Genomic DNA, 23,276 nt, shown 5'->3' on the forward strand with positions numbered 1-23,276 from the left:
AAAGCCATGCCGAAGCTGACGATCAACGGCAAGGAAATCGAGGTCGCGGACGGGCTCAACGTCCTCCAGGCCTGCGAACTGGCCGGCGTCGAGATCCCGCGCTTCTGTTACCACGACCGCCTGTCGGTGGCCGGCAACTGCCGCATGTGCCTGGTGGAAATGGAACGCGCGCCCAAGCCCATCGCCTCCTGCGCCATGCCGGTGGGCGACGGCATGGTCATCCGCACCGATACCGACAAGGTCCGCAAGGCCCGCCAGGGCGTGATGGAATTCCTGCTGATCAACCACCCCCTGGATTGCCCGATCTGCGATCAGGGTGGCGAATGCGATCTGCAGGACCAGGCCATGGCCTACGGCTTCGACCGCAGCCGCTTCAAGGAGAACAAGCGGGCGGTCAAAGAGAAGTACATGGGCCCGCTGATCAAGACGATCATGACCCGCTGCATCCAGTGCACCCGCTGCGTGCGCTTTGCCACCGAGGTGGCCGGCGTCGAGGAGATCGGGCTGGTGAACCGCGGCGAACATGCCGAGATCACCACGCTGGAGCAGGCGGTCGATTCTGAGCTCTCGGGCAACCTCGTCGATGTCTGTCCGGTGGGCGCTCTGACCTCGCGGCCCTATGCCTTCGCGGCGCGCCCCTGGGAGCTGCGCAAGACCGATTCCATCGACGTAATGGACGCCGTCGGCTCCAACGTGCGCATCGATACCCGCGGGCGCGAGGTCATGCGGGTGCTGCCGCGTCTGCACGAGGACGTCAATGAGGAGTGGATCTCCGACAAGACCCGCCATGCCTGCGACGGTCTGGCGCGCCAGCGTCTCGACCGGCCCTATCTGCGCAACGGCGAAGGCCGCCTGGAGGCGGTCTCCTGGGATACGGTGTTCCGCGCCATCGCCGAACGGCTGAGCGGGCTCTCCGGCGACAAGTTCGCCGCCCTGGCCGGCGACCTCTGCGACGCCGAGTCCATGATGGCGCTGAAGGATCTGATGGCGGGGCTGGGATCGGAGAACCTGGACTGCCGTCAGGACGGCGCCCGGATCGATCCCTCCTGCCGCGCCGGCTATCTCTTCAACACTACCATCGCCGGCATCGAAAAGGCGGATGCGGTCCTCATCGTCGGCAGCAATCCGCGCTGGGAGGCGGCGATCATAAACGCCCGGCTGCGCAAGCGCGTGCTGATGGGCGGCTTCAAGGTCGGGCTGATCGGCCAGCAGATCGACCTGACCTACCCTTACGACTATCTCGGCGCCGGGCCGGAAAGCCTCTCGGAGGTCGCGGAAGGACGCGGCGCCTTCGCCGAGGCCCTGGACAAGGCCGAGCGGCCGATGCTGATCCTCGGCATGGGCGCCCTGGCGCGCGGCGACGGCGACGCCGTCCTGGCCACGGCCCGCAAGATCGCCGAGCGCTATGGCATGGTGGCCGAGGGCTGGAACGGCTTTAATGTCCTGCACACCGCCGCGGGGCGGGTCGCGGGCCTGGATCTCGGCTTCCTGCCCGGTGCACAGGGCCGCGACACCGAGGCCATTCTTGCGGGCTGCCAGGACGGGTCCATCCAGGCGCTCTACCTGCTGGGGGCCGACGAAATCAACATGGCGCGTCTCGGCGCGCCGGACAGCGGCCCCTTCGTGATTTATCAGGGCCATCACGGCGACGCCGGCGCGCACCGTGCCGACGTGATCCTGCCGGGGGCGGCCTATCCGGAGAAGAACGCCACCTACGTGAACACCGAGGGCAGGGTGCAGCTTGCGCGCCTGGCCAGTTTCCCGCCGGGCGAGGCGCGGGAGGACTGGACCATCCTGCGCGCCCTTTCGGAGGTGGTCGGCAAGCGCCTGCCGTACGACAACCTCGGCGAGCTGCGCCAGCGCCTGATCGAGGCCAATCCGGTCTTCGCCGCGGTGGACCAGACCGAGGCGGCGGCCTGGGGCGCCTTCGGACAGGACGGGGCCATGGACGCCGCGCCCTTCGTCTCGCCCATCGGCAACTTCTACATGACCGACCCCATCAGCCGGGCCTCGGAGACCATGGCCGAATGCACCGAGGCCTTCGGGCTCGGCGCCAACAAGGGGGCGACCGGGACCGATGGCTGAATTCATGGACTGGTGGTTCTGGGACAGCTTTGCCGGGCAGGGTGTGCTCATCGTTGCCCAGATCGTTGCCATCCTGGTTCCCCTGCTGCTGGGCGTGGCCTATCTGACCTATGCCGAGCGCAAGGTGATCGCGGCGATGCAGCTGCGCAAAGGCCCCAACGTGGTCGGCCCCTTCGGCCTGCTGCAGCCCATCGCCGATGCCGTCAAGCTGCTGTTCAAGGAAACCATTCTGCCCTCCGGCGCCAACCGGATCGTCTTCCTGATGGCGCCGATGCTGACCTTCGTCCTGGCGCTGATCGGCTGGGCAGTCATTCCCTTCGACTTCGGCCTGGTGCTGGCCGACATCAACGTCGGCATTCTCTACCTCTTCGCCATTTCCTCGCTCGGCGTCTACGGCGTGATCATGGCCGGCTGGGCCTCCAACTCGAAGTATCCCTTCCTCGGCGCGCTGCGCTCGGCGGCGCAGATGGTCTCCTACGAAGTCTCCATGGGCTTCGTGATCATCACCGTGCTGTTGCTGGTGGGCTCGTTGAACCTCACCGACATCGTCAGGGCGCAGCAGGGCGATTACGGCCTCTTCAGCTGGTTCTGGCTGCCCATGCTGCCGATGTTCGTGATCTTCTTCATCTCGGTGCTGGCGGAAACAAACCGTTCGCCCTTCGACCTGCCCGAAGGCGAGTCGGAGTTGGTCGCCGGCTTCATGGTCGAGTACTCCTCCATGAGCTTCGCGCTCTTCTTCCTGGGCGAGTACGCGAACATGATCCTCATGAGCGCGATGACCGCGATCCTGTTCCTCGGCGGCTGGCTGCCGCCCTTCGACATCGCGCCCTTCAACTGGATCCCCGGGCCGTTCTGGCTGGCGGCCAAGATCGCCATGGTGCTGTTCTGCTTCCTCTGGGTCCGTGCCACCTTCCCGCGCTTCCGCTACGACCAGCTGATGCGCCTGGGCTGGAAGGTCTTCCTGCCTTTCTCGCTGTTCTGGGTGGTGCTGACCGCGGGAGCACTGCACGCCTTCGACATGGTGCCGCAGCCATGAGGGAACGGGGAACGACAACCGCAGGAGATGTGCCATGGGTGTGATGGAACGTGGCCTGAAGAGCCTTCTGCTCAAAGAACTGCTTTCGGGTATGTCTTTGACCCTGCGCTATTTCTTCAAGCCCAAGGTGACGCTGAACTATCCCCACGAGAAGGGGCCGCTGAGCCCGCGCTTCCGGGGCGAGCACGCGCTCCGGCGCTATCCCAACGGGGAGGAGCGCTGCATCGCCTGCAAGCTCTGCGAGGCGATCTGTCCGGCCCAGGCCATCACGATCGAGGCCGAGCCGCGCGCCGACGGCAGCCGGCGGACGACGCGCTACGACATCGACATGACCAAGTGCATCTACTGCGGATTCTGCCAGGAAGCCTGTCCGGTGGACGCCATCGTCGAGGGGCCGAATTTCGAGTTTGCCGCGGAGACCCGCGAAGAGCTGTTCTACAACAAGGAAAAGCTGCTGGATAACGGCGATCGCTGGGAGACCGAGATCGCACAGAACCTTGAATTGGATGCGCCTTACCGCTAAGCCGCGGGCGAGGGGCATCGCCGGGGCAAGGCCGGCGGCCGAGTGATTGGGGGAAGAACCGTGCGCAGAGTGACCAGTGCCGGACATCGGGGCGGACCGAGGGCCCGTGGGGGAGGCATGCCATGATTCTCCAGGGCCTCGCCTTCTATCTCTTTGCCGCGGTCACCGTGGCCGCCGGCGTGATGGTGATCACCTCCCGCAATCCGGTGCACTCCGTGCTCTTCCTGATCCTCGCCTTCTTCAACTCCGCCGGGCTCTTCGTGCTGATGGGCGCGGAGTTCCTGGCGATGATCCTGGTCGTCGTCTATGTCGGCGCCGTCGCCGTGCTGTTCCTCTTCGTGGTGATGATGCTGGACATCAACTTCGTGCAGATGCGCGAAGGCTTCCTGCAGTACCTGCCGCTCGGCGCGATGATCGGCCTGATCCTGCTGGTCGAACTGATCCTGATCGGCGGCGCCTGGGTGATCTCGCCGGAGGCCGAGACCCTGGCGGCGCTGCCGGTGGTGCCGGCCGGCGAGATGCACAACACCCGCGCCCTGGGGGCGGTGCTCTATACCGACTACGTCTACCTCTTCCAGGCCGCCGGGCTGATCCTGCTGGTGGCCATGGTGGGTGCCATCGTGCTCACCCTGCGTCAGCGCGAGGGCGTGCGGCGCCAGTCCATCGCCGAACAGAACACGCGGCCCCGCTCCGAGGCGGTGGAGGTCAAGCAGGTTCCCACGGGAAGCGGGGTCTAGGGCGATGCTGGAAATCGGACTGGGCCACTATCTGACCGTCGCCGCCATCCTCTTCACCCTGGGAATCTTCGGCATCTTCCTGAACCGCAAGAACGTCATCATCATTCTCATGTCCATCGAGCTGATGCTGTTGGCGGTGAACATCAACCTCGTCGCTTTCTCGACCCACCTGCAGGACCTGGTGGGCCAGATCTTCGCCATGTTCGTGCTGACCGTGGCGGCGGCCGAGGCGGCCATCGGCCTCGCCATCCTCGTGGTCTACTTCCGCAACCGCGGTTCCATCGAGGTGGAAGACATCAACATGATGAAGGGTTAGGGGAGCAGCGGTCTCATGGATCAACTGATCGTCCTCCTGCCGCTGCTCGGCGCCATCGTCGCGGGCCTTTTCGGTCGCCTGATCGGCGACAAGATCTCCATGCTGGTGACCTGCGGCCTGCTGGTGATCTCCGCCATCCTCTCGGGTATCGTCTTCTACGACGTCGCCATCGCCGGCAACGCCCGGGTGACGGAGCTCTTCACCTGGATCGATTCCGGCAGCTTCGAAGTGAGCTGGGCGCTGCGCGTCGACACCCTGACGGCGGTGATGCTGATCGTGGTCACCTGGGTCTCGGCCATGGTGCACATCTATTCCGTCGGCTACATGTCGCACGACGATGCCAAGCCGCGCTTCTTCGCCTACCTCAGCCTCTTCACCTTCTTCATGCTGATGCTGGTGACTGCCGATAACTTCGTGCAGATGTTCTTCGGCTGGGAGGGTGTGGGCCTGGCCTCCTACCTGCTGATCGGCTTCTGGTACAAGCGGCCCAGCGCCTGCGCCGCGGCGATCAAGGCCTTCCTGGTCAACCGCGTCGGCGACGTCGGCTTCGCGCTGGGCATCTGCGGCGCCTTCGCGCTGTTCGGCGCGGCCGGCTTCACCGAGGTCTTCGCCGCCGTGCCGGGCATGGCGGACGCGCAGTTCTCCGCCTTCGGCATCGAGGGCCATGCGCTCACCATCATCTGCATCCTCTTGTTCATCGGTGCCATGGGCAAATCGGCGCAGCTCGGCCTGCATACCTGGCTGCCGGATGCCATGGAGGGCCCGACCCCGGTCTCCGCCCTGATCCATGCCGCCACCATGGTGACCGCCGGCGTCTTCATGGTGGCCCGCCTCTCGCCGATGTTCGAGTATTCGCCGACGGCCCTCGAGCTGGTCACCTACATCGGTGCGCTCACCGCCTTCTTCGCCGCCAGCGTCGGCCTCACCCAGAACGACATCAAGCGGGTCATCGCCTATTCGACCTGCTCGCAGCTCGGCTACATGTTCTTCGCCATCGGCGTTTCGGCCTATTCGGCGGCGATCTTCCACCTGATGACCCACGCCTTCTTCAAGGCGCTGTTGTTCCTGGGCGCCGGTTCGGTGATCCATGCCATGTCCGACGAGCAGGACATGCGCAAGATGGGCGGCATCTACAAGATGATCCCCGCCACCTACATCCTAATGTGGATCGGCACGCTTTCGCTGCTCGGCATCGGCATCCCCGGAACGCCCATCGGCTTCGCCGGCTTCTTCTCCAAGGACATCGTCGTGGAGGCGGCCTTCGCCGACCACTCGGCGCACGGCACCTTCGCCTTCATCGTCGGCGTCTCTGCAGCCGCCATGACCGCCTTCTACTCCTGCCGCCTCATGTTCATGACCTTCCACGGCACGCCCCGTGCCTCCCAGGAGGTCATGTCCCACGTCCACGAGTCGCCGCAGGTGATGCTCATCCCGCTCTACTTCCTGGCGGCGGGGGCGGTGATCGCCGGCGGGGCCATGTACTACTTCTTCGTCGGCAGCGGCATGGAGAGCTTCTGGGGCGAGTCCCTGAAGGTGCTGCCCGGCAACAACACCGTGGAGGAGGCCCATCACGTGCCCTTCTGGGTGAAGGCCTCGCCGTTGGTGGCCGGCCTGGTCGGCATCGGCCTTGCCTGGGTGATGTACATCGGCTCGCCGGGCCTTGCCCCGCAGCTCGCCCGTTCGCTCAGGCCGCTCTACCTCTTCTCTTTCAACAAGTGGTACTTCGACGAGCTCTTCGACCGCATCTTCGTGCAGCCGGCGCGGGTCATCGGCTTCGGCCTCTGGAAGGGCGGCGACGGGGCCATCATCGACGGTCTCGGGCCCGACGGCATCGCCGCCACCACGCGCAACCTCGCGCGCCGCGCCTCGCTGCTGCAGAGCGGCTATGTCTATCACTATGCCTTCGCCATGCTGATCGGGGTGGTCATCCTGGTCACCTGGTACGTGCTGAGCCAATTGGGGTGATCATCCGATGACGGGCTGGCCGCTGCTTTCGACGATCACCTTCCTGCCCTTGGCGGGGGCACTCATCATTCTGCTTATCGGCCGTCACGAGGACGAGGCGGTGGTGGCCAAGAACGCCCGCTACATGGCGCTCTGGACCTCCTTCGTCACCTTCATCGTCTCGCTGTTCCTCTGGACCGAGTTCGACCGCGGCACCGCGGACTTCCAGTTCGTCGAGAAGGTCGACTGGATTCCCGCATTCAACATCAGCTACCACATGGGTGTCGACGGCATCTCCATGATGTTCGTCCTGCTCTCCACGCTGCTGACGCCGCTCTGCGTGCTGGCAAGCTGGGATGCGATCCAGAGCCGGGTGAAGGAATACATGGTCGCCTTCCTGGTTCTGGAGACCCTGATGGTCGGCATGTTCTGCGCCCTCGACCTGGTGGTCTTCTACATCTTCTTCGAGGGCGTGCTGATCCCGATGTTCCTGATAATCGGCATCTGGGGTGGCGGCCGGCGGGTCTATGCGGCCTTCAAGTTCTTCCTCTACACGCTGCTCGGCTCGGTGCTGATGCTCCTGGCGATCCTCGCCATGTACTTTGACGCCGGCACCACCGACATTCCGACCCTGCTGGCCCATGGCTTCCCGGCCTCCATGCAGACCTGGCTGTGGCTGGCCTTCTTCGCCTCCTTCGCCGTCAAGATCCCCATGTGGCCGGTCCACACCTGGCTGCCGGACGCCCACGTGGAGGCACCGACCGCCGGCTCGGTGATCCTGGCGGGCGTGCTCCTGAAGATGGGCGGCTACGGCTTCCTGCGGTTCTCGCTGCCGATGATGCCGCTGGCCTCCGACTTCTTCGCGCCCTTCGTCTTCACCCTCTCGGTGGTCGCGGTGATCTACACCTCGCTGGTCGCCCTGGCGCAGGAGGACATGAAGAAGCTGATCGCCTATTCCTCCGTCGCCCACATGGGCTTCGTGACCATTGGCATCTTCGTGGCGAACCAGCAGGGTATCGAGGGGGCGATCTTCCAGATGCTCTCCCACGGCGTGGTCTCCGCCGCGCTCTTCCTCATCGTCGGCGTGGTCTACGACCGCCTCCACACCCGCCTGATCGCCCGCTACGACGGACTGGTGGAGCGCATGCCCGCCTATGCCCTGGTGTTCATGATCTTCATGCTGGCCTCCGTCGGCCTGCCCGGGACCAGCGGCTTCGTCGGCGAGTTCCTGGTCCTGGTCGGGGCCTTCCAGGTGAACACCTGGGTGGCGCTCCTGGCCGCGACGGGCATGGTGCTGGGCGCCGCCTACATGCTTTACCTCTACCGCCGGGTGATCTTCGGCAAGATGACCAAGGATGACCTGAAGGCGATCCTAGACATGAACTGGCGCGAGCAGGCGGTTTTCGCCCCGCTGGTCGTGCTGGTCTTCTGGATGGGGATCTATCCCGCCTCCTTCATCGATGTGATGTCGCTCTCGGTGGAGCGCCTTGTCGAGAACTACCAGCTCGCCCTCGCCACATCCGAGGGCCCGCTGTTTGCCGGCCTCTGGCCGTCGCGTTAGGAGAGAGCCATGCCCGAATTGAACCTCTCTGCGGTTCTGCCGGAGCTTCTCCTGGCCGTCGCCGGCATGCTCCTGCTGATTCTGGGCGTGTTCCGCGGCAACAGCGGCACCCGTCTGGTGCTGTGGCTGACCGTCGCCATCTTCGCCGTTGCCTTCGTCATCATCCTCGGCTCTATCGGCCGCAACGAGGTGGCGCTCGGCGGGCTCTTCGTGGCCGACGCCTTCGGCGATTTCATGAAGCTGCTGGCGCTGATCGGCTCGGCGGTGACCCTGATCATGTCGCTGCGCTTCATCGAGCGGGAGGACATGGCGCGCTTCGAGTTCCCGGTGCTGATCCTCTTCGCCACCCTCGGCATGCTGTTGATGATCTCGGCCAACGACCTGCTGTCGCTCTACATGGGCCTGGAGCTGCAGAGCCTCTCGCTCTACGTGGTGGCGGCCTTCCGCCGCGATCACCTGCGCTCCAGCGAGGCCGGGCTGAAGTACTTCGTCCTGGGGGCCCTGTCGTCGGGCATGCTGCTCTATGGCATGTCGATGATCTACGGTTTCGCCGGCACCACCTCCTTCGAGGCCCTGGCGGGTCTGATGGCGCAGAAGGTGGCGGCGGGCGATGCGCCGCCCATCGGCCTCGTCGTCGGCCTGGTGTTCCTCTCGGCCGGGCTTGCCTTCAAGATCTCGGCGGTGCCTTTCCACATGTGGACGCCGGACGTCTACGAGGGGGCGCCGACCCCGGTCACCGCCTTCTTCGCGACGGCGCCCAAAGTCGCCGCCATGGCGCTCATCGTGCGGGTGATGATCGAGCCCTTCGGCGACCTCCTGGCGCAGTGGCAACAGATCATCTGGTTCATCTCCCTGGCCTCCATGGTGCTGGGGGCGGTTGCCGCCATCGCCCAGACCAACATCAAGCGTCTGATGGCCTACAGCTCCATCGGTCATATCGGCTATGCGCTGGTCGGTCTGGCCGCCGGAACGGAGGAGGGGGTCCGCGGGATCCTGCTCTATCTGACGATCTACATCTTCATGAACCTCGGCACCTTCGCCTGCATCCTCTGCATGCGTCAGAAGGACGTCATGGTGGAGGGGATCGACGACCTGAAGGGACTCAGCAAGACCCACCCCCTGATGGCCTTCGCGCTCGCCGCCTTCATGTTCTCCATGGCCGGCATCCCGCCGCTGGCCGGCTTCTTCGGCAAGCTCTACATCTTCCTCGCGGCCATCGAGGCCGGGCTCTACTATCTGGCCGTGCTGGGCGTGGTCGCCTCGGTGGTCGGCGCCTTCTATTACCTGCGCATCGTCAAGCTGATGTACTTCGATGAGCCGGCGGAGGCTTTCGACCGCCCCATCGGGCGCGAGATGTCGCTGATCCTGACTGGTTCCACGGTGGTCGTCCTGCTGCTGATCATCGTGCTGGGGCCGCTCCTCGACGGCACGGCCATGGCGGCTGCCTCGCTGTTTGAGGGATGACCGCAGCGCCAGCGCAGGGCCGCGCACCGAAGCTGCCGCCGGCCTATCGGCTGGTGCCGCGTGACGAGGTCGAGAGCACCAACATCGAAGCCAAGCGCCTCGCCGCCGAGGGGGCGGAGGATGGAACCCTGGTCTGGGCGCGCCGGCAGACCGCCGGCTACGGTCGCCAGGGGAGGGGCTGGGACAGCGCCGAAGGCAACCTCTTCCTCTCCCTGATCGCCCGGCCGGACTGCACGCTGGCCGAGGCCGCGCAGCTCTCCTTCATCGCCGCTCTGGCGCTGGGCGATGCCGTGGGCAGCGTGGCGCCGCCGATGATCGAGGTCACCTACAAGTGGCCCAACGACGTGCTCTTCAACGGCCGCAAGGGGGCCGGCATCCTGCTCGAATCCAAGGGCGACGCGGCAGGCGCGGTGGACTGGCTGGTGGTCGGGATCGGCGCCAACGTGACATCCTTTCCGACCCAGGCGCGTTATCCCGCCACCTCGCTGCACTTCGAGGGCTGCCCCACAAGCCTCACATCAGTCGACCTCTTGGAGGCCTTCGGCCGCCACTTTCTCTCCTGGATCAACCGCTGGCTGGACGACGGCTTCGAGCCGGTGCGGCGGACCTGGCTGAACCACGCCCATGGCCTGGAGGAGGAAATCGAGGTGCGCCTGCCCTCGGAAAGCCTCACCGGTCGCTTTCAGGATCTCGACCCGGGCGGCGCCTTGCTGCTGCAGCTTCCTGACGGGCGTCAGCGCAGCATCGCCGCCGGGGAGGTTTACTTCCCAGCCGGCGGCTGAGGCCGCTGAACGGGAAGGGTTGTTGGCCATGCTGCTCACCATCGATGCCGGGAACACCAACGTCGTCTTCGCCATTTTCGAGGGCGAGACGATGCGCGCCAAGTGGCGGGCCTCCAGCGATGCCAAGCGCACCGCCGACGAGTACGCGGTCTGGCTGACCCAGCTCATGGCCCTGGAAGGGCTGGAGCCGAAGGACGTCACCGAGGCCATCATCGCCAACGTCGTGCCGGCGGCGACCTTTCAGCTCACCTCGCTCTGCGAGTCCTTCTTCGAGTCCAATCCGCTGATGATCGGCGACCCGCAGGTCGATCTGGGCATCGCGGTCAGGATGGATCGACCGGAGAACGTCGGCGCCGACCGTCTGGTCAACGCCCTGGCCGCCCACCGCAGCTATGGGGGCCCGCTCATCGCCATCGACTTCGGCACGGCGACCACCTTCGACATCGTCGGGCCCGACGGTGCCTATGAAGGCGGTGTTATCGCACCCTCCGCCCAGCACTCCAGCGAGGCGCTCTACCGGGCCGCCGCCCAGCTTCCGCGGGTCAAGATCGAGCGGCCGGAGCGGGTGATCGGCAAGGATACGGTGCCGGGCATGAAATCCGGGATCTACTGGGGCTACGTCGGGCTGATCGAGGGCCTGGTCCAGCGCATCCGCGAGGAGTACGGCCAACCCATGAAGGTCATCGCCACCGGCGGCCTGGCGCCGATCTATGCCGAGGCAACGCCGGTCATCGAGGCCGTCGACCAGGACCTGACCCTGCGCGGGCTGTGCCTGATTCATGCCGCCAACTGCGGGACCTGATCGCATGTCCGAACGCTACGCCGCTGCCGATCTGGGCGAGGACGAGCTCTATTTCCTGCCCCTGGGCGGGACCGGCGAGATCGGCATGAACCTCAACCTCTATGGCCACAAGGGCGCCTGGTTGATGGTGGACCTGGGCATCACCTTCGCCGACGACCGGCTGCCGGGTGTCGATGTCCTGATGCCCGATCCGATCTTCATCGAGGAGCGGCGCGAGGATCTGGCGGGACTCGTCCTGACCCACGCCCATGAGGACCACATCGGCGCCGTGCCCTACATCTGGCCGCTGCTGCGCTGCCCGGTCTACGCCACCCGCTTCACGGCGGCCTTGCTGCGGCGCAAGCTGGCGGAGTTCGACCTGCTGGACGAGGTGCCGCTCACCGAGGTGCCCCAATCCGGCACCTTCTCCGTCGGCCCCTTCGAGATTGAGCTGGTCACCCTGACCCATTCGATTCCCGAGCCCAACGCCGTGGTCATCCGCACCGCCGCCGGCACGGTCCTGCACACCGGCGACTGGAAGCTCGACCCCGAGCCGCTGGTGGGGGAGAGCTACGACGAGGCGCGGCTGAAGGCCCTGGCCGACGAAGACGTGCTGGCCATGGTGGGCGATTCGACCAACGCCATGGTCACCGGCGAGGCGGGCTCGGAAGGGGCGGTCAGAGAACGCCTGCGGGAGGTGATCGCCGGGCTGAACCAGCGCGTCGCCGTGGCCTGCTTCGCCAGCAACGTGGCCCGGCTGGAAACGGTCATCCGGGTGGCGGAGGAGACCGGGCGTCGGATCTGCCTTCTGGGCCGCTCCATGCATCGCATCGTCGAGTGTGCGCGGGAGAGCGGCTATCTGAAGGACCATCAGCCCTTCCTTTCGGACGACGAGGTGGACTATCTGCCGCGCAACGAGGTGCTGCTGCTCTGCACCGGCAGCCAGGGGGAACCGCGCGCCGCCCTCTGGCGCATCGCCCGCGGCGACCACCCGGCCGTCGGCCTCGACAGGGGGGACGCCGTGGTCTTCTCCTCCCGCATGATCCCCGGCAACGAGACCCGGATCTTCGAGCTTCAGAATGCTCTGGTGGAGGCGGGGATCGAGATCATCGACGACCGCGACCACGACATCCACGTCTCCGGCCATCCCGGCCGCGACGAGCTGATCCAGATGTATCAATGGGTCCGCCCGCAGGTCGCCATTCCGGTGCACGGCGAGCCGCGGCATCTCGCCGCCCATGCGAAGATTGCCAAGGACTGTCAGGTGCCGCAGCAGATCGTCGCCGAGAACGGCGCCGTGATCCGATTGGCGCCCGGCGCGGCACAGGTCGTCGATCAGGTGCCGACAGGCCGCCTGGCCTACGAGGGGCGGCGCCTTCTGCCGCTGGACAGCCCGGTCATCAAGGGGCGCCAGAAGCTTGCCTTCAACGGAACCGCGGCGGTCACCCTGGTCATGGACGAGCGCGGGCAGTTGGACGGCGATCCCGAACTCAGCACCGTCGGGCTCTACGAGCCCGAGGACGAGCGCGAGGAACTGGAGGCGGTGGAAGCGGCAATCCGCACTGCCGTCCAGCGGCTCGGCCGCCGTGACCGCCGGGAGGACTCGGCGGTCAAGGAGGCTGTGCAGCAGGCGGTGCGCCGCACCGTCAACCGCCAACTCGGCAAGAAACCGATGACCGTGGTGCACGTCATCCGCTTCGAATAGGCTGTATGGCCGGACGACGTCGACGATCACAGCGAGGAGATGGAATGAGATGATCGGCCGCTTGAATCATGTCGCCATTGCGGTGCCGGACCTGGAGGCCGGGGCAGCGGTCTACCGCGGAATGCTGGGCGCCGAGCTCTCGGAGCCCGTGCCGCAGCCCAAGCACGGGGTGACGGTGATCTTCGTCACCCTGCCCAACACCAAGATCGAGCTGCTGGAGCCGCTCGGCGAGGGATCGCCCATCGCCGCCTTTCTGGAGCGCAATCCCTCCGGCGGCATCCACCACGTTTGCTACGAGGTGGACGACATCCTGGCCGCGCGGGACCATCTGAAGGGGCAGGGGGCCCGCGTCCTCGGCGACGGCGAGCCCAAGATCGGCGCCCACGACAAGCCGGTCCTGTTCCTGCATCCCAAGGACTTTTGCGGCACCCTCGTGGAACTGGAACAGGCCTGAACCCTGCCGTGAACTGGTTCACCGGCATTCTGGTCTACTGCATGGTCTGGTGCGTGGTCTTTCTGACCGTGCTGCCCTTCGGCGTGCGCCGGGTCGAAAAGCCGGAGCCGGGGCATGAGGCCGGGGCGCCGGAAAAGCCCATGCTGGTCCGCAAGGTGCTGGTGACCACCGCGCTCGCCGCAGTCATCTTCGCGGCGATCTACTTCGTCATCGAACAGAACTGGATCTCCTTTCGGGCGGGAGCCTGAGGGCCAGGCCGCTATCCGGAACCGAGTGAGATGAGCAGCTATTGCGACTTTGCCCCGGGCCACCCGGTCCATGCTCCCTACCACGACAATGAGTACGGCTTTCCGACGGACGACGAGGCGGTGCTGTTCGAGCGCCTGATCCTGGAAATCAACCAGGCGGGGCTCTCCTGGGAGCTGATGCTGAAGAAGCGGGATAGCTTCCGCGCCGCCTACGACGGTTTCGACGTCGATCGGGTGGCGGCCTATGGCGAAGACGACCGTGCGCGTCTGCTGAACGATGCCGGCATCGTGCGCAACCGCCTGAAGGTCAATGCCGCCATCGAAAACGCCCGGCGGATCGTCGAGCTGCGCCGGGACTACGGCTCCTTCGCCGGCTGGATCGCTGCCCAGCACCCGCTGCCGAAGGAGGACTGGGTGAAGCTGTTCCGCAAGACCTTCAAGTTCACCGGCGGGGAAATTGTTGGCGAATTTCTGATGAGCATTGGCTACCTGCCGGGCGCCCATCGCGAGGACTGCCCGGTCTTTCGCAGGATCGCCAGCCTGGCTCCCCCCTGGATGACTGCAGAAAAACGTTGAAGTCTGCGCTTCAAGGTGCTGAAAACGCAAAAAAATAGGCAAGCACGAAGCTTGCCATCTCGAGTTCCCTGTCAGGTAGTGGGGCCTATTGCCAGGACCCTCTCATTCTTGGACGGCCCGCAGGCCGTCAAGAAGGCGTATCCACCCTAAACCTAGGCCGCGCTGCCGTTTCTTCGGCAGTTCTTACGGAGCAATACTATTATCCCAAAGCCTTCCTGTAGTCATCTCTTTTCTAACAATGTTGTGCCGGCACAACATGCTGCATTGCATCAATTTCCATAAAGCCGATTCAAGGCTGTAATCGCTTACAGAAATGGTGATTTACGGTAGTGGAAGGGAGCAGGCGATGGCCGCCGCGAACCCTTATTGCTTTGTTAACGCGCCGCGCCCTAGGGTCGGGCAATGACCCCCAAATTGGACCGAAGCCGCCGCTGTCGCCGCCTGAGCCATGCTCTGGTGCTGTGCTTCGGCCTGCCGGCCGTGCTTCCGTCTGCCGCGCTGGGGGCCGATCCCTATGTGGTCATCAGCGAGGAGGACTGCAGCCGTCTGGTGCGTCATGTGCCCTCGGCGGATGTCGCCTATCGGCCGGGCATGGACGTTCGGGGCCGGCCGGTGGCACCGGCGGACCTGGGGGCGGAAGACCCGGCAGGCCCGCGCGCGCTGGTCCTGCCGCAGGCGGTGCTGATCCCCATCGAGGTCGAACTCTTCGAGCGCTTCGGCATCCCGCCCGGGGGCACGTCCTTCAAGGCCGATGCGCTGATCGGCGAGGTCACCGTCGACCTCGAAAGCGGGCAGGCGCTGTTCAACGGCCAGCCCTTGCAGAGCGAAGCAGAGGCGGAACTGGCCGCCCGCTGCCAGCGCATCATGCGCAACGGAAAAACGTCCAACTAGCGCCATCGCCAGCGCTGGATGGCAGGGGCCATAAAGAAAGCAAACAGGAGCAAAGGCCGCTCGACTTAAAATTGGTGATCCTCTAACGTCCTCCCCGTATGGGTAGAACGTTGTCACGCTGATATCGGGGAGAGCCAATGCGTTTCGTTGCTGTTTTTGCGTCCATTCTTCTTTTGTCCGCCTGCGGTCAGCGGGCCATCGACGATCCGGAAGCCAAGCTCTATTTCCAGCAGACGCCGAGCCCGAACGCCGGTGCCGGTCTTGCGGCCAAGGAGCCACCGAAGCTGGCGGACAAGGCCATCGTCATCCTGAGGGTCGACTACAACGCCCCCAACGACGACGAGTACAAGGCTGTTGCCGCGCTCTTTACGACTCAGCCGATCGATAAGCCCTATGCCGGCCGTGGGATTTTCAGCGCAACCGGCATCGATGCCGCCCACCGCATCGGCTATCTGTCCGATGAGAACGTCTTCATGGCGGTAGCCGTCGAGCCGGGCACCTACCGCTACATTCAAGGTGTGATCGGCGATCCGGCGTGGCGCTGGCCCCGGTTTTCTCCGACCCAGCGCATAGAGTTCACCGTGGAAGCGGGTGAGGCGGTCTATGTGGGCGATCTGACGCTCTACTTTAATGATTTCGACATTGCGCTGCACGAGAACGCCTTTGGGACGCGGTCCTGGCGCCCCCAGAGAAACGACTATCGCTTCTCGGTCACCGTGGACCAGACCGCCGCGCGGGCGTTCTACGACTCGCTGGAAATCGAAAACGCGCCGCCGCTTCAGGTCCGCCTGATGACCAACGAGCCCATGCCCTACGTCGAGACCTATCAGAACCCGAACTGCAACGGTTTCTTCAATCCGCGCTACTCGTCGCGGGGATTCTGCAAATAGGCCCTGCTGGGCCTTGCGAAACGGCTGATTCACCGTCATTTTCCAGCCAGGGGCCGCGCCGGGCCCCTGGCGGAACGGTGGACAAGGGATTCGTATGCGCCTAACGCAGTACTTCATGCCGACCCTGAAGGAGACCCCGAAGGAAGCGGAGATCGTCTCTCATCGCCTGATGCTGCGCGCCGGCATGATCCGCCAGGCCTCTGCCGGCATCTACTCCTGGCTGCCGCTCGGCTACCGGGTCCTGCGCAAGATCGAGCAGATCGTCCGCGAGGAACAGGATGCCTCCGGCTGCCAGGAACTGCTGATGCCGACCATCCAGTCGGCGGACCTCTGGAAGCAGTCCGGCCGCTACGAGGATTACGGCAAGGAGATGCTGCGCATCCAGGACCGGCATGAGCGCGAGATGCTCTACGGGCCGACCAACGAGGAACTGATCACCGAGATCTTCCGCAACGGGGCCAAGAGCTACCGGGACCTGCCGAAGGGGCTCTATCACATTCAGTGGAAGTTCCGCGACGAGGTGCGGCCGCGCTTCGGGGTGATGCGCGGGCGCGAGTTTCTGATGAAGGACGCCTATTCCTTCGACCTCGACTACGAGGCCGCCAAGCGCGCCTATCAGAAACAGTTCGTCGCCTATCTGCGCACCTTCGCGCGGCTCGGGCTCAAGGCCATCCCCATGGAGGCGGATACCGGCCCCATCGGCGGCGACCTCAGCCACGAGTTCATCGTCCTCGCCGAGACCGGCGAGTCCGAGGTCTACTGCGACCGCGATTTCCTCGATCACGATGTGCTTGGGGACGACTTCGACTATCAGGACGATACCGGTGTCCAGAAGGTGGTCGACTACTTCACCTCGCTCTACGCGCGCACCGACGAGAAGCACGACCAGGCCCTCTTCGAACAGGCGGTGCCGGAGGCGCGGCGCTACATCGGCCGCGGCATCGAGGTGGGGCACATCTTCTACTTCGGCACCAAGTATTCCGAGCCTCTCGGCGCAATGGTGACCACGCCGGACGATCAGACCGTACCGGTGCACATGGGCTCCTACGGCATCGGCGTGTCGCGGCTGGTCGGCGGCATCATCGAGGCCTGTCACGACGACAACGGTATCGTTTGGCCGGAGGCGGTGGCGCCCTTCAAGGTCGGCCTTGTGAACCTGCGGGCCGCCGATGCGGACTGCACCGCTGCCTGCGACCGGCTCTACGCCCAACTCTGCGAGGCGGGGGCGGAAGTGCTCTACGACGACCGCGACGAGTCCGCGGGGGCCAAGTTCGCCTCCATGGATCTCATCGGGCTGCCCTGGCAGCTCGTGGTCGGACCGCGCGGGCTGAAGAACGGCGTGGTCGAGCTGAAGCGGCGCGGCGGCAACGAGGAGCGTGCCGAGCTCGCGCCGGACTCCGCCGTCGCCCAGATGGTCGCCTAGGGCCTGTTGAGATTTATTTCGCCGTCATGGTCCGAGCGGATTTGGCCCGCGGTTAGGAGCGACGAGGAAGGACATGCCTAAGCATATTCGACGAGGAGCGACGCGGCCGCGGGCCAAATGCGCCGGATCCCTTCGGGACGGGGCAGATATTCGCCAGGGCCGCGTCACGGACGCCTTGTGGGGGATCCACCCCACGGCGCCGCCCGCTCCTAGCCCTGGCGAATATCTGCTCCCGCCACGACGGCGAAATGAACCTCAACAGGCCCTAACCGCGCTCGGCGACGATCCTGTCGACGACCGCGGGGTCGGAGAGATCGCGGTGCCACCAGTGGCGGCAGCCCCGGCGCGCGCAGCGCCGGCGACGCCGCTCGTCCGCCTCCATCAACAGGGTGACCAGCAGGGTGAACGACGTCGGGCGTTCGTCGGGCGGCAAGGCGATGATCTTGGCCAGCGCGACAGCCACGCCGCCGCTGCCCAGGGGGTTCATCTTCGCCGCCTTGCCCAGCAGCACGGCGGGCGCAGACGTCAGACGAAGCCCGGAGCGCGCAAGCGCCGCCTCGGCGATCAGGCCGGTGGCGCCGGCCAGCGTGGCAAAGCTCGCCAGGGCGCGCAGCGCATCGGTCTGGTGGTCGTCGTCCTGGTGACGGAACCACCAGGCGCCCTTGTCCATCGGCACGATGCCCTGTGCCAGCTGGTTCAGGTAGATTTCGGTCCTGATGTCCAATCCGCCCGCGCCGCCGCTGTCTTGCCTCGACGGCGCGATGCTACTGCGGCGCAACCCCGATGTCTTATGACCGTCTTGGGGCCTCGCTCAGACCTCGGCGTGCTGCGGGTGGCCGCCAACCCGGACGGCGGAAGAGATAGCCGAAACCCTCGGACAGGGAGCGTGCGGCGGCCAGATCGCGGAACAGGGCGGGAAACTCCGAGAACCAGACCTTCAGCGGATTGACCGAGTCGAAGTCGCGGGCGAGGCCGTAGCGCGGCCGCTCCTCCTCGGCCTGGTAGGTGCCGAAGATGCGGTCCCAGACGATCAGGATGCCGCCGTAGTTCTTGTCGAGATACTTGGCATCGCAGCCGTGGTGCACCCGGTGGTTCGACGGCGTGTTGAATATGCGCTCCAGCGGCCCCAGCCTGCCGATCAGCTCGGTGTGGATCCAGGTCTGATAGGCCAGCACCGCCACCTGGCCGGCAAAGACCACCAGGGGATGGAAGCCGATGAGCACCAATGGCAGGTGCACCAGGGCCGCCCAGGGGCTCTCGAAGATCCCGAATCGGAAGGCGACGGCGGTGTTCATCTCCCGAGCGGAGTGGTGCACGGCGTGGGAGACCCAGAGCAGGCGCACCTCGTGGGCCACACGGTGCTCCCAGTAGTAGACGAAGTCGGCGACGATCAGCGCCAGGATGACCGTGCCGAGGGTGACCGGGATGGTGACCGGCGTCACCAACTCGTAGACCGTGAAGTAGACGAACACGGCGGCGGTGGTGAACAGCAGTTCTCCGGCCACATAGGGTATCTGGGTCGAGAGGCTGGCCAGGCTCTCCAGCAGGCGCTGGCCCGGCCGATGCCAGCGGATCAGGTCCCAAAGGGTCTCGACGCTGAGCAGCGCGACCCCCACCAGCAGCGACAGGGTGTCCATCTGCGCCATCAGGTGTTCCATCTGGTCCAGCACGTTTGCATCCCCTTGGGTACTTGCGGATCGATGGCTTGCCCGGCCGATCTTGGCAGGCAACCATTAATTATCTAACCTGACAATCAATTGGGGATGATCTATTGGTTGTCAAGTTTGACAATCAATTAACGCCGGCAATCGACCAGGGAGACGCCCATGGCCCGGCCCCGGGTAACCGCGGAAAGACGTGAGGAGATTCTGGCCGCTTTCGCCCGCTGTGTGGCGCGCGACGGCGTGGAGGGGGCCTCCCTGCAGCAGGTCGCCGACGAGGCGGGCCTGGCCCGCGGCCTGCTGCGCCATCACCTGGGCAACCGCGAGGAGATGGTCATGGCCCTGGCCGGGCGCTTCTGCCGCCACAGCCTGGAGGAGATGGCCGAGCTTCAGGCGATGCTGCCGAAGGCGCGGCGCCTGGAAAAGCTGATCGCCGCGCTCTTCACCGTCCACCATGCCAGCTCCGCACAGGAGCTGCAGGTGGGTGCCGCGCTCATCAATGCCGCCGCCGGCAGGCCGGCGCTGCGCAAGCTGCTGCGCGACTGGTACGACGCCTTCGAGGCGATCATCGCCGCGGAACTGCGCAAGGCCTATCCCAAGGCGCGGCGCGCCGCGGTGGCCGAAGTGGCCAGCGCCATCGCCGGCATGGCCTTCTCCGCCGACTCCCTCACGCCGCTGGGCGCGGTCGACGACCTCTTCGCCCGCTCCCGACGTGCCGCGCTGCGCCTGGCGGCAACCCTGGGCGATTGATCCGCATTTCGCTGGACTCCCCGCCGGTGCCTTCGGTTAGGTTTCGCCGTGCTGGGGGGCGGACGGACAGTAGAGGATCGGGACGGATGGCGAGCAAGACCTTCAGGAAGCAATGCGCCGTCCTGGCCTATCGCAAGGGCAAGCGAGGCCCGAAGATCGCGCTGGTCACCTCGCTGGAGACCCACCGCTGGGTGCTGCCCAAGGGCAATCTCGTGGACGGGCTCTCGGTGCGCGAGTCCGCGGCCTTGGAAGCCTTCGAGGAAGCCGGCCTGGAGGGCGAGCTGGCAAAGCGCAGCATCGGCACCTACGACTATCAGAAGACGGAATTGAAGGGCGGCGGCCTCTGCCGGGTCTGGGTCTACCCCATGGCGGTCACACGGGCAAAACGCCACTGGCCGGAAAAGGCGCAGCGCAAGCGCAAGTGGATGGATGTTAAGGCGGCAGCCGCCGCGGTGGACGAGCCCGAACTCAAAACCCTGATCGCCCGCTTCGGCAAGAGGTTCCGCTAACGGCGAAACGCCACAAGCGGCAGCCGCGGGTCAGTCCGTCGGTTCTTGGTCCTCGTTTTCGTAGTCCCAGACGCGCCCGCTTTGGCCCTTCTCCCATTCGGGGAGGTTGTCTTTGACGGCGCGCTTGAGATTCTCTGAGTCATAAGGACCGCCGGGCTTGTCCCGATGATCGATGGGGTGGCCCTCATCGAGCGCTTGCCGCGCCGACCAGTGAACCCGCTCGTTCACCCCCGGCGTCTCTTTCTCCTCGCCGACCTGCTTGTCGCCGATCTCCCGGTCGTAGGGCGGGACACTGAGAAACCGCAGGACCTTGTAGGCTAAGGTGAAGGAGTTCTCGACACGGCCTGCCGCAACGGGTTCCGGTCTCAAGTCCAGCAGATGCTGTTTGAACTCCAGCCCGCATTCCTCGGCGCGCTGGACCATCCATTGCAGCGCGATGTCCGACAGGACGCGGTTTCTGTAGCTGCCGCCGATGTTGGAGTGCACGCCCGCGAACCAAACCTGTTCGACAACCTGCTTCGCATGCCCCTTCGCGGTCCAGAGGTCGGCCTTGAAGGGGCGCCGGCGCTCGTCGACGGCAATCGCATGGTAAGCGTGTTTGACGGTCTTGCCGAGTTCAGTGTCGTGAAAGCCGACCCAGCGCCTGGAAAGCCGGTTGAGCAGCGGCGTCGGCGACCCCAGGGCGCCGACCGTGTCCCAGACGCCGATGAAGTGAATGGGAAGGTCCGCCGCAAACTCGATCCCAAGCCCCTCGAGAGTCTTCTTGTAGGGCGAGTCCGCACGCTTGTCCGGCGGCGTCCGGTAGAGCTTGTAGGCCTCAGGCAGCCAGGCCAGACGCTTCTTGTCCAGCAGGCCGATGGCACCGATGAAGCCGGCGAGGGAGCGGGCCGCGAAGGCGCCCCGGCTGAAGCCGAAGATGTAGAGGCGGTCGCCCGGCAGGTAGTTGTTGGCGACGAAGCGGTAGGCTTCCTGCACGTCCGTCGACAGGCCGACGCCCAGGGCGCCGCCGATCCACTTGTCGTAGAGCCCGGCATCCGTCCCGACGCCGGTGTGGTAGTAGGCAACCTGGACCACACCCTCGGCATCGCGCGGCTTGACGCCCCGAACCACTTTCAGGACGTTGGTCGGCTCCTCCTTGAACTTGGCCTTCTCCGAAGCTTCCTCGGGCTCGTTCCAGGTCCCGTCGAGACAGATCACCAGCTTCTTGTGAGGCGGCTTCAGTGGCGGTGACGTCTGGGCAGCAGCGGTGGACTCCGACATTTCCCCTTCCCCTCTGCGCAGAGTTGTGCCTCCGGAGTCTAGTGCAGGCACGGACGATCAGGTAGACGCATTCATGCAAACAATAGAGGTAGTGCACCAAACGATGGGGCTAGCGTCCGGGGACCGCTTACCACCCCCTGGTGCCGGGTCCGCCTTTGAAGGGGCCGACAACTTCGGCCGTCCGCCAGCCGCCGTAGAAGTCCCCGTCCTGGGGGACGACCCGTTCGCCGTCGACGAAGCAGGCGTCGACCCGCCCGGCGTAGAAGCAAAGGTGGTCCTTCAGGGCTTCGTAAGGGGACCAGGGGGCGGAATAGCTCCAGGCCGCCGCCTCGCTGAGCCGCGCGCCGACGCGGATCATCCAATAGCGAGCCTGGCCCTTGAATTCGCAAACCGTGCGCCCCGGCGCCGGCGCCAGAAGGGCGCGATCCACGTCCTCCGGGGGAATGTAGTAGCTGGGCGGATGGCTGGTTTCCAGAATGCGCAGGCCGCGCTGCGTCTCGGCGATGTAGCGACCGGCGAAGATCACCTTGAGGTGCCGGGCGGTGGGCTCGAGGCGCGGCGGGCGCGGATAGTCCCAGACCGACTCTTGGCCCGGGCCGGGCACCACACGGGACTTGGGCGGTGGATCGAACATGCGATAGATCTAGGACGCCCGTCCCTGAGGAAAAGCCCGGCATGACCCAACAACCAAACTTCGAGGACTCCCGAAGCAACGGCGTGAACAAATGCCATAGTGTTGAACCGTCGCAGTCTTGCCAGGGTCCGGAAGTTGGGCTCTGCCGTCTTGCCGAACCTCCCGGATACCCGCCATGAGCCCCACTCAGATCGAAAAGTTCGAACGCTTTCAGTCCCTGCACCAGCGCCCCGGCGCTTTCGTGATCCCCAACCCCTGGAACGCCGGTACGGCGAAGATCCTGGCCGCCCTCGGCTTCGAAGCGCTGGCCACTACCAGCGCGGGTCTGGCCTTCGCGGCGGGCTACCCCGACGGCGCGCCGGAGCGGAGCCGCGCGGCGGTCCTCGAAAACGCGCGGGAGATCGTCGAGGCCACGCCCCTGCCGGTCACCGCCGACCTGGAAAACGGCTATGGCAACGTACCGGAAGACTGCGCCGAGACCATTCGCCTGGCCGCAGCGATCGGCCTGGTGGGCGGATCCATCGAGGACGCCAGCGGTGACCCGGACGCACCGATCTACGAGCTCAGCCACGCGGTCGAGCGGGTCGCCGCCGCCCGCGGGGCGGCGCGGGACCTGCCGTTCCTGTTGACCGCGCGGGCCGAGAACTTCCTGCACGGCCGGCGCGACCTGGATGACACCATCCGGCGCCTGCAGGCCTTTGCCGAGCTGGGGGCGGATGTTGTCTACGCCCCGGGTCTGCCGGACCTCGCGGCCATCCGCCGCGTCTGCGAAGCCGTCGACAAGCCGGTGAACGTGGTGATGGGCCTGAAGGGGCCCGCCATCACGGTCGCGGACCTGGAGGCTGCCGGCGTCAAGCGCATCAGCGTCGGCGGCGGCTTTGCCCGCACGGCCCTCGGCGCCTTGGTGCGGGCCGCCAAGGAGGTCAGGGATCAGGGCACCTTCGGCTTTGCGGGCGAGGCTCTGCCCCACGCCGAGGCCAACGCCTTCATGACCGAAGGGCGCAGCCCGCGGGACGGGTGACCCCCGCCGCCCGCCGGCTCCGTGC

Annotated in this window: 24 protein-coding genes; 20 read left to right on the forward strand and 4 right to left on the reverse strand. The window is 65.7% G+C overall.

The genetic code is table 11. The annotated features are described in order from the left end of the window. Positions 1-6: 6 nt before the first annotated feature. The 17 genes from nuoG to proS all read left to right on the forward strand — a co-directional run bounded on the left by nuoG (position 7) and on the right by proS (position 17,416). Positions 7-2,085 carry an NADH-quinone oxidoreductase subunit NuoG gene (nuoG, locus tag Q0996_RS03935; RefSeq protein ID WP_299616203.1) on the forward strand — a complete coding sequence of 693 codons (2,079 nt, stop codon included), beginning with the start codon at positions 7-9 and terminating at the stop codon, positions 2,083-2,085. After that, positions 2,078-3,121 carry an NADH-quinone oxidoreductase subunit NuoH gene (nuoH, locus tag Q0996_RS03940; RefSeq protein ID WP_299616206.1) on the forward strand — a complete coding sequence of 348 codons (1,044 nt, stop codon included), beginning with the start codon at positions 2,078-2,080 and terminating at the stop codon, positions 3,119-3,121. Before nuoG ends, nuoH begins: the two co-directional genes overlap by 8 nt. A gap of 34 nt (positions 3,122-3,155) precedes the next feature. After that, positions 3,156-3,644 carry an NADH-quinone oxidoreductase subunit NuoI gene (gene nuoI, locus Q0996_RS03945; RefSeq protein WP_299616208.1) on the forward strand — a complete coding sequence of 163 codons (489 nt, stop codon included), beginning with the start codon at positions 3,156-3,158 and terminating at the stop codon, positions 3,642-3,644. Between the two features lie 122 nt (positions 3,645-3,766). Then, a complete protein-coding gene (locus tag Q0996_RS03950) occupies positions 3,767-4,381 on the forward strand; it encodes an NADH-quinone oxidoreductase subunit J (protein ID WP_299616210.1) in 615 nt (204 codons plus the stop codon). Positions 4,382-4,385: 4 nt separating this feature from the next. After that, complete coding sequence (gene nuoK / locus Q0996_RS03955) at positions 4,386-4,697, forward strand: NADH-quinone oxidoreductase subunit NuoK (protein ID WP_367575658.1); 312 nt, start codon at positions 4,386-4,388, stop codon at positions 4,695-4,697. Between the two features lie 15 nt (positions 4,698-4,712). Further along, positions 4,713-6,662 (forward strand): NADH-quinone oxidoreductase subunit L, encoded by a 1,950-nt coding sequence (nuoL, locus tag Q0996_RS03960; RefSeq protein ID WP_299616212.1) that lies wholly within the window; start codon positions 4,713-4,715, stop codon positions 6,660-6,662. Positions 6,663-6,669: 7 nt separating this feature from the next. After that, positions 6,670-8,202, forward strand: a complete 1,533-nt coding sequence (locus Q0996_RS03965) for an NADH-quinone oxidoreductase subunit M (protein ID WP_299616214.1) — start codon at positions 6,670-6,672, stop codon at positions 8,200-8,202. A gap of 9 nt (positions 8,203-8,211) precedes the next feature. Further along, the gene (gene nuoN, locus Q0996_RS03970) at positions 8,212-9,666 is read left to right on the forward strand and encodes an NADH-quinone oxidoreductase subunit NuoN (RefSeq protein ID WP_299616216.1); all 1,455 of its coding nucleotides are present in this window, start codon (positions 8,212-8,214) and stop codon (positions 9,664-9,666) included. Continuing rightward, entirely contained in the window at positions 9,663-10,448 is a 786-nt protein-coding gene (locus Q0996_RS03975; protein WP_299616218.1) for a biotin--[acetyl-CoA-carboxylase] ligase, read from the forward strand. Before nuoN ends, Q0996_RS03975 begins: the two co-directional genes overlap by 4 nt. A 28-nt stretch (positions 10,449-10,476) precedes the next feature. Further along, the gene (locus tag Q0996_RS03980; RefSeq protein ID WP_299616298.1) at positions 10,477-11,250 is read left to right on the forward strand and encodes a type III pantothenate kinase; all 774 of its coding nucleotides are present in this window, start codon (positions 10,477-10,479) and stop codon (positions 11,248-11,250) included. A gap of 4 nt (positions 11,251-11,254) precedes the next feature. Further along, positions 11,255-12,934, forward strand: coding sequence for a ribonuclease J (locus Q0996_RS03985; RefSeq protein ID WP_299616220.1), 1,680 nt, complete (start codon positions 11,255-11,257; stop codon positions 12,932-12,934). 49 nt (positions 12,935-12,983) lie between these two features. Further along, a complete protein-coding gene (mce, locus tag Q0996_RS03990) occupies positions 12,984-13,388 on the forward strand; it encodes a methylmalonyl-CoA epimerase (RefSeq protein WP_299616222.1) in 405 nt (134 codons plus the stop codon). An 8-nt stretch (positions 13,389-13,396) separates the two neighbouring features. Then, entirely contained in the window at positions 13,397-13,636 is a 240-nt protein-coding gene (locus tag Q0996_RS03995) for a DUF1467 family protein (RefSeq protein ID WP_299616224.1), read from the forward strand. A gap of 30 nt (positions 13,637-13,666) precedes the next feature. Further along, positions 13,667-14,212: a DNA-3-methyladenine glycosylase I gene (locus tag Q0996_RS04000; protein WP_299616226.1), complete on the forward strand. Its 546-nt coding sequence runs from the start codon at positions 13,667-13,669 to the stop codon at positions 14,210-14,212. A gap of 402 nt (positions 14,213-14,614) precedes the next feature. Then, positions 14,615-15,103 carry a hypothetical protein gene (locus Q0996_RS04005; protein ID WP_299616228.1) on the forward strand — a complete coding sequence of 163 codons (489 nt, stop codon included), beginning with the start codon at positions 14,615-14,617 and terminating at the stop codon, positions 15,101-15,103. A 137-nt stretch (positions 15,104-15,240) separates the two neighbouring features. Beyond that, entirely contained in the window at positions 15,241-15,993 is a 753-nt protein-coding gene (locus Q0996_RS04010; protein WP_299616230.1) for a hypothetical protein, read from the forward strand. A gap of 94 nt (positions 15,994-16,087) precedes the next feature. Further along, positions 16,088-17,416, forward strand: a complete 1,329-nt coding sequence (gene proS / locus Q0996_RS04015) for a proline--tRNA ligase (RefSeq protein WP_299616232.1) — start codon at positions 16,088-16,090, stop codon at positions 17,414-17,416. A 265-nt stretch (positions 17,417-17,681) separates the two neighbouring features. Here proS and Q0996_RS04020 read toward each other — a convergent pair whose 3' ends face one another. Both Q0996_RS04020 and Q0996_RS04025 read right to left on the reverse strand, forming a co-directional pair. Beyond that, a complete protein-coding gene (locus Q0996_RS04020; protein WP_299616234.1) occupies positions 17,682-18,140 on the reverse strand; it encodes a DUF5958 family protein in 459 nt (152 codons plus the stop codon). Positions 18,141-18,204: 64 nt separating this feature from the next. After that, entirely contained in the window at positions 18,205-19,086 is an 882-nt protein-coding gene (locus Q0996_RS04025) for a sterol desaturase family protein (protein ID WP_299616236.1), read from the reverse strand. A gap of 156 nt (positions 19,087-19,242) precedes the next feature. On the opposite strand from Q0996_RS04025, the gene Q0996_RS04030 reads away from it, so the two are divergent. Beyond that, positions 19,243-19,827: a TetR/AcrR family transcriptional regulator gene (locus tag Q0996_RS04030; RefSeq protein ID WP_299616237.1), complete on the forward strand. Its 585-nt coding sequence runs from the start codon at positions 19,243-19,245 to the stop codon at positions 19,825-19,827. Positions 19,828-19,913: 86 nt separating this feature from the next. After that, the gene (locus Q0996_RS04035; RefSeq protein WP_299616240.1) at positions 19,914-20,336 is read left to right on the forward strand and encodes an NUDIX hydrolase; all 423 of its coding nucleotides are present in this window, start codon (positions 19,914-19,916) and stop codon (positions 20,334-20,336) included. A gap of 30 nt (positions 20,337-20,366) precedes the next feature. On the opposite strand, the gene Q0996_RS04040 is transcribed toward Q0996_RS04035, so the two are convergent. Both Q0996_RS04040 and Q0996_RS04045 read right to left on the reverse strand, forming a co-directional pair. Beyond that, complete coding sequence (locus tag Q0996_RS04040; RefSeq protein WP_299616242.1) at positions 20,367-21,596, reverse strand: DUF2235 domain-containing protein; 1,230 nt, start codon at positions 21,594-21,596, stop codon at positions 20,367-20,369. Positions 21,597-21,723: 127 nt separating this feature from the next. Then, entirely contained in the window at positions 21,724-22,230 is a 507-nt protein-coding gene (locus Q0996_RS04045) for a DUF427 domain-containing protein (protein WP_299616244.1), read from the reverse strand. Positions 22,231-22,405: 175 nt separating this feature from the next. Between Q0996_RS04045 and Q0996_RS04050 the strand changes: the two genes are divergently transcribed. Continuing rightward, complete coding sequence (locus tag Q0996_RS04050; RefSeq protein ID WP_299616246.1) at positions 22,406-23,251, forward strand: oxaloacetate decarboxylase; 846 nt, start codon at positions 22,406-22,408, stop codon at positions 23,249-23,251. Positions 23,252-23,276 lie beyond the last annotated feature (25 nt).

Origin of the sequence: Pelagibius sp. (assembly GCF_028289705.1) — a bacterium.
Taxonomy (GTDB): Bacteria; Pseudomonadota; Alphaproteobacteria; order Kiloniellales; family Kiloniellaceae; genus Pelagibius.

Excerpts from the sequence above, each read along its gene's own strand:
- nuoH (WP_299616206.1), top strand. The coding sequence starts at position 2,078 with ATGGCTGAATTCATGGACTGGTGGTTCTGGGACAGCTTTGCCGGGCAG.
- Q0996_RS04035 (WP_299616240.1), top strand. The coding sequence starts at position 19,914 with ATGGCGAGCAAGACCTTCAGGAAGCAATGCGCCGTCCTGGCCTATCGC.
- nuoN (WP_299616216.1), top strand. The coding sequence starts at position 8,212 with ATGCCCGAATTGAACCTCTCTGCGGTTCTGCCGGAGCTTCTCCTGGCC.
- Q0996_RS04010 (WP_299616230.1), top strand. The coding sequence starts at position 15,241 with ATGCGTTTCGTTGCTGTTTTTGCGTCCATTCTTCTTTTGTCCGCCTGC.
- Q0996_RS04045 (WP_299616244.1), bottom strand. The coding sequence starts at position 22,230 with ATGTTCGATCCACCGCCCAAGTCCCGTGTGGTGCCCGGCCCGGGCCAA.
- Q0996_RS03950 (WP_299616210.1), top strand. The coding sequence starts at position 3,767 with ATGATTCTCCAGGGCCTCGCCTTCTATCTCTTTGCCGCGGTCACCGTG.
- Q0996_RS04000 (WP_299616226.1), top strand. The coding sequence starts at position 13,667 with ATGAGCAGCTATTGCGACTTTGCCCCGGGCCACCCGGTCCATGCTCCC.
- Q0996_RS03965 (WP_299616214.1), top strand. The coding sequence starts at position 6,670 with ATGACGGGCTGGCCGCTGCTTTCGACGATCACCTTCCTGCCCTTGGCG.
- Q0996_RS04030 (WP_299616237.1), top strand. The coding sequence starts at position 19,243 with ATGGCCCGGCCCCGGGTAACCGCGGAAAGACGTGAGGAGATTCTGGCC.
- proS (WP_299616232.1), top strand. The coding sequence starts at position 16,088 with ATGCGCCTAACGCAGTACTTCATGCCGACCCTGAAGGAGACCCCGAAG.
- Q0996_RS04050 (WP_299616246.1), top strand. The coding sequence starts at position 22,406 with ATGAGCCCCACTCAGATCGAAAAGTTCGAACGCTTTCAGTCCCTGCAC.
- nuoL (WP_299616212.1), top strand. The coding sequence starts at position 4,713 with ATGGATCAACTGATCGTCCTCCTGCCGCTGCTCGGCGCCATCGTCGCG.
- nuoG (WP_299616203.1), top strand. The coding sequence starts at position 7 with ATGCCGAAGCTGACGATCAACGGCAAGGAAATCGAGGTCGCGGACGGG.
- nuoI (WP_299616208.1), top strand. The coding sequence starts at position 3,156 with ATGGGTGTGATGGAACGTGGCCTGAAGAGCCTTCTGCTCAAAGAACTG.
- mce (WP_299616222.1), top strand. The coding sequence starts at position 12,984 with ATGATCGGCCGCTTGAATCATGTCGCCATTGCGGTGCCGGACCTGGAG.
- Q0996_RS03980 (WP_299616298.1), top strand. The coding sequence starts at position 10,477 with ATGCTGCTCACCATCGATGCCGGGAACACCAACGTCGTCTTCGCCATT.
- Q0996_RS04040 (WP_299616242.1), bottom strand. The coding sequence starts at position 21,596 with ATGTCGGAGTCCACCGCTGCTGCCCAGACGTCACCGCCACTGAAGCCG.
- Q0996_RS04005 (WP_299616228.1), top strand. The coding sequence starts at position 14,615 with ATGACCCCCAAATTGGACCGAAGCCGCCGCTGTCGCCGCCTGAGCCAT.
- Q0996_RS03985 (WP_299616220.1), top strand. The coding sequence starts at position 11,255 with ATGTCCGAACGCTACGCCGCTGCCGATCTGGGCGAGGACGAGCTCTAT.
- Q0996_RS03975 (WP_299616218.1), top strand. The coding sequence starts at position 9,663 with ATGACCGCAGCGCCAGCGCAGGGCCGCGCACCGAAGCTGCCGCCGGCC.
- nuoK (WP_367575658.1), top strand. The coding sequence starts at position 4,386 with ATGCTGGAAATCGGACTGGGCCACTATCTGACCGTCGCCGCCATCCTC.